General features: G+C 57.2%; 2 rRNA genes. Both read left to right on the top strand.

Annotation, left to right across the window (positions count from 1 at the left end):
- Positions 1-272: 272 nt before the first annotated feature.
- A 16S ribosomal RNA gene (locus tag ACX28W_RS43605) occupies positions 273-1,798 on the top strand.
- 152 nt (positions 1,799-1,950) lie between these two features.
- Positions 1,951-5,073, top strand: a 23S ribosomal RNA gene (locus ACX28W_RS43600).
- The 16S and 23S rRNA genes sit together here, the layout of an rRNA operon.
- Positions 5,074-5,094: the final 21 nt, after the last annotated feature.

Raw genomic sequence — 5,094 nt, 5'->3', positions numbered from 1 at the left:
ACCGAAGGGAAGCGCCCGGAGGAAAGCCTGAGAGAGTCTCTCGGGTGAGTACAAAGGAAGCGTCCGTTCCTTGAGAACTCAACAGCGTGCCAAAAATCAACGCCAGATTTGTTGATACCCCGTCTCCGGCCGATCGGCTGGGGCGAGGTTCCTTTGAAAAAGTCCTGCCGGGCATTGTTCTGGTAGGCGCACAGCGAGGACGCTGTGAACCGAGGGGATTATTCCTCCCTTTGGTTCCGCTCTCGTGGTGTCGTCCCGATTACGGGAAAACATTCACGGAGAGTTTGATCCTGGCTCAGGACGAACGCTGGCGGCGTGCTTAACACATGCAAGTCGAACGATGAAGCCCTTCGGGGTGGATTAGTGGCGAACGGGTGAGTAACACGTGGGCAATCTGCCCTTCACTCTGGGACAAGCCCTGGAAACGGGGTCTAATACCGGATAATACCTGCTCAGGCATCTGGGTGGGTTGAAAGCTCCGGCGGTGAAGGATGAGCCCGCGGCCTATCAGCTTGTTGGTGAGGTAGTGGCTCACCAAGGCGACGACGGGTAGCCGGCCTGAGAGGGCGACCGGCCACACTGGGACTGAGACACGGCCCAGACTCCTACGGGAGGCAGCAGTGGGGAATATTGCACAATGGGCGAAAGCCTGATGCAGCGACGCCGCGTGAGGGATGACGGCCTTCGGGTTGTAAACCTCTTTCAGCAGGGAAGAAGCGAAAGTGACGGTACCTGCAGAAGAAGCGCCGGCTAACTACGTGCCAGCAGCCGCGGTAATACGTAGGGCGCAAGCGTTGTCCGGAATTATTGGGCGTAAAGAGCTCGTAGGCGGCTTGTCACGTCGGGTGTGAAAGACCGGGGCTTAACCCCGGTTCTGCATTCGATACGGGCTAGCTAGAGTGTGGTAGGGGAGATCGGAATTCCTGGTGTAGCGGTGAAATGCGCAGATATCAGGAGGAACACCGGTGGCGAAGGCGGATCTCTGGGCCATTACTGACGCTGAGGAGCGAAAGCGTGGGGAGCGAACAGGATTAGATACCCTGGTAGTCCACGCCGTAAACGGTGGGAACTAGGTGTTGGCGACATTCCACGTCGTCGGTGCCGCAGCTAACGCATTAAGTTCCCCGCCTGGGGAGTACGGCCGCAAGGCTAAAACTCAAAGGAATTGACGGGGGCCCGCACAAGCAGCGGAGCATGTGGCTTAATTCGACGCAACGCGAAGAACCTTACCAAGGCTTGACATACGCCGGAAAGCATCAGAGATGGTGCCCCCCTTGTGGTCGGTGTACAGGTGGTGCATGGCTGTCGTCAGCTCGTGTCGTGAGATGTTGGGTTAAGTCCCGCAACGAGCGCAACCCTTGTTCTGTGTTGCCAGCATGCCCTTCGGGGTGATGGGGACTCACAGGAGACTGCCGGGGTCAACTCGGAGGAAGGTGGGGACGACGTCAAGTCATCATGCCCCTTATGTCTTGGGCTGCACACGTGCTACAATGGCAGGTACAATGAGCTGCGATGCCGTGAGGCGGAGCGAATCTCAAAAAGCCTGTCTCAGTTCGGATTGGGGTCTGCAACTCGACCCCATGAAGTCGGAGTTGCTAGTAATCGCAGATCAGCATTGCTGCGGTGAATACGTTCCCGGGCCTTGTACACACCGCCCGTCACGTCACGAAAGTCGGTAACACCCGAAGCCGGTGGCCCAACCCCTTGTGGGAGGGAGCTGTCGAAGGTGGGACTGGCGATTGGGACGAAGTCGTAACAAGGTAGCCGTACCGGAAGGTGCGGCTGGATCACCTCCTTTCTAAGGAGCATCTAGGCTGCCGGGCTTGCCCGGTGGTCCAGGGCCATTACGTCGGCAGATGTTCGACGGTGGTTGCTCATGGGTGGAACGTTGATTATTCGGCGGGTGGTTGGTCGTTGTTTGAGAACTGCACAGTGGACGCGAGCATCTGTGGCCAAGTTTTTAAGGGCGCACGGTGGATGCCTTGGCACCAGGAACCGATGAAGGACGTGGGAGGCCACGATAGTCCCCGGGGAGTCGTCAACCAGGCTTTGATCCGGGGGTTTCCGAATGGGGAAACCCGGCAGTCGTCATGGGCTGTCACCCGCTGCTGAACACATAGGCAGTGTGGAGGGAACGCGGGGAAGTGAAACATCTCAGTACCCGCAGGAAGAGAAAACAACCGTGATTCCGGGAGTAGTGGCGAGCGAAACTGGATGAGGCTAAACCATATGCGTGTGAGACCCGGCAGGGGTTGCGTATGTGGGGTTGTGGGATTTCTCTTTTACGGTCTGCCGGCCGTGAGACGAGTCAGAAACCGTTGATGTAGGCGAAGGACATGCGAAAGGTCCGGCGTAGAGGGTAAGACCCCCGTAGTCGAAACGTCAACGGCTCGTTTGAGAAACACCCAAGTAGCACGGGGCCCGAGAAATCCCGTGTGAATCTGGCGGGACCACCCGCTAAGCCTAAATATTCCCTGGTGACCGATAGCGGATAGTACCGTGAGGGAATGGTGAAAAGTACCGCGGGAGCGGAGTGAAATAGTACCTGAAACCGTGTGCCTACAAGCCGTGGGAGCGTCGGAGTGCATGCTTGCATGTGCTCTCGTGACTGCGTGCCTTTTGAAGAATGAGCCTGCGAGTTTGCGGTGTGTTGCGAGGTTAACCCGTGTGGGGAAGCCGTAGCGAAAGCGAGTCCGAATAGGGCGTTTTAGTAGCGCGCTCAAGACCCGAAGCGGAGTGATCTAGCCATGGGCAGGTTGAAGCGGCTGTAAGAGGTCGTGGAGGACCGAACCCACCAGGGTTGAAAACCTGGGGGATGACCTGTGGTTAGGGGTGAAAGGCCAATCAAACTCCGTGATAGCTGGTTCTCCCCGAAATGCATTTAGGTGCAGCGTCGTGTGTTTCTTGCCGGAGGTAGAGCACTGGATAGGCGATGGGCCCTACCGGGTTACTGACCTTAGCCAAACTCCGAATGCCGGTAAGTGAGAGCGCGGCAGTGAGACTGTGGGGGATAAGCTCCATGGTCGAGAGGGAAACAGCCCAGAGCATCGACTAAGGCCCCTAAGCGTACGCTAAGTGGGAAAGGATGTGGAGTCGCAGAGACAACCAGGAGGTTGGCTTAGAAGCAGCCACCCTTGAAAGAGTGCGTAATAGCTCACTGGTCTAGTGATTCCGCGCCGACAATGTAGCGGGGCTCAAGCGTACCGCCGAAGTCGTGTCATTGCAGCAATACTCCCAACGGAGGCTGTGATGGGTAGGGGAGCGTCGTGTGCCGGGTGAAGCCGCGCCGGAAGGCAGTGGTGGACGGTTCACGAGTGAGAATGCAGGCATGAGTAGCGATACACACGTGAGAAACGTGTGCGCCGATTGACTAAGGGTTCCTGGGTCAAGCTGATCTGCCCAGGGTAAGTCGGGACCTAAGGCGAGGCCGACAGGCGTAGTCGATGGATAACCGGTTGATATTCCGGTACCCGCTGTGAAGCGTCAAACATCGAACCAGGCGATGCTAAGTCCGTGAAGCCGTTCCGGACCCTTCGGGGAATGGAAAGTGGTGGAGCCGACGGTCCAGACCTGTAGTAGGTGAGTGATGGGGTGACGCAGGAAGGTAGTCCATCCCGGGCGGTGGTTGTCCCGGGGTAAGGGTGTAGGCCGTGCGATAGGTAAATCCGTCGCATATTGAGGCTGAGACCTGATGCCGAGCCGATTGTGGTGAAGTGGATGATCCTATGCTGTCGAGAAAAGCCTCTAGCGAGTTTCATGGCGGCCCGTACCCTAAACCGACTCAGGTGGTCAGGTAGAGAATACCGAGGCGTTCGGGTGAACTATGGTTAAGGAACTCGGCAAAATGCCCCCGTAACTTCGGGAGAAGGGGGGCCATCACCGGTGATGAGTTTTGCACTCTGAGCTGGGGGTGGCCGCAGAGACCAGCGAGAAGCGACTGTTTACTAAAAACACAGGTCCGTGCGAAGCCGTAAGGCGATGTATACGGACTGACGCCTGCCCGGTGCTGGAACGTTAAGGGGACCGGTTAGTCACTCTTCGGGGTGGCGAAGCTGAGAACTTAAGCGCCAGTAAACGGCGGTGGTAACTATAACCATCCTAAGGTAGCGAAATTCCTTGTCGGGTAAGTTCCGACCTGCACGAATGGCGTAACGACTTCTCGACTGTCTCAACCATAGGCCCGGTGAAATTGCACTACGAGTAAAGATGCTCGTTTCGCGCAGCAGGACGGAAAGACCCCGGGACCTTTACTACAGTTTGATATTGGTGTTCGGTTCGGCTTGTGTAGGATAGGTGGGAGACTTTGAAGCGGCAGCGCCAGCTGTTGTGGAGTCGTCGTTGAAATACCACTCTGGTCGTGCTGGATGTCTAACCTGGGTCCGTGATCCGGATCAGGGACAGTGTCTGATGGGTAGTTTAACTGGGGCGGTTGCCTCCTAAAGAGTAACGGAGGCGCCCAAAGGTTCCCTCAGCCTGGTTGGTAATCAGGTGTTGAGTGTAAGTGCACAAGGGAGCTTGACTGTGAGACCGACGGGTCGAGCAGGGACGAAAGTCGGGACTAGTGATCCGGCGGTGGCTTGTGGAAGCGCCGTCGCTCAACGGATAAAAGGTACCCCGGGGATAACAGGCTGATCTTCCCCAAGAGTCCATATCGACGGGATGGTTTGGCACCTCGATGTCGGCTCGTCGCATCCTGGGGCTGGAGTCGGTCCCAAGGGTTGGGCTGTTCGCCCATTAAAGCGGTACGCGAGCTGGGTTTAGAACGTCGTGAGACAGTTCGGTCCCTATCCGCTGTGCGCGTAGGAATATTGAGAAGGGCTGTCCCTAGTACGAGAGGACCGGGACGGACGAACCTCTGGTGTGCCAGTTGTCCTGCCAAGGGCATGGCTGGTTGGCTACGTTCGGGAGGGATAACCGCTGAAAGCATCTAAGCGGGAAGCCTGCTTCGAGATGAGTATTCCCACCTCCTTGAGAGGGTAAGGCTCCCAGTAGACGACTGGGTTGATAGGCCAGATCTGGAAGGCGGGTAACCGCTGGAGGTGACTGGTACTAATAGGCCGAGGGCTTGTCCTCAGTTGCTCGCGTCCACTGTGT

The sequence above is a fragment of the Streptomyces sp. SD15 genome (assembly GCF_054462255.1).
Note: the sequence above shows the minus strand (reverse complement) of the source record. Positions and strands in the feature narration are given on the sequence as shown.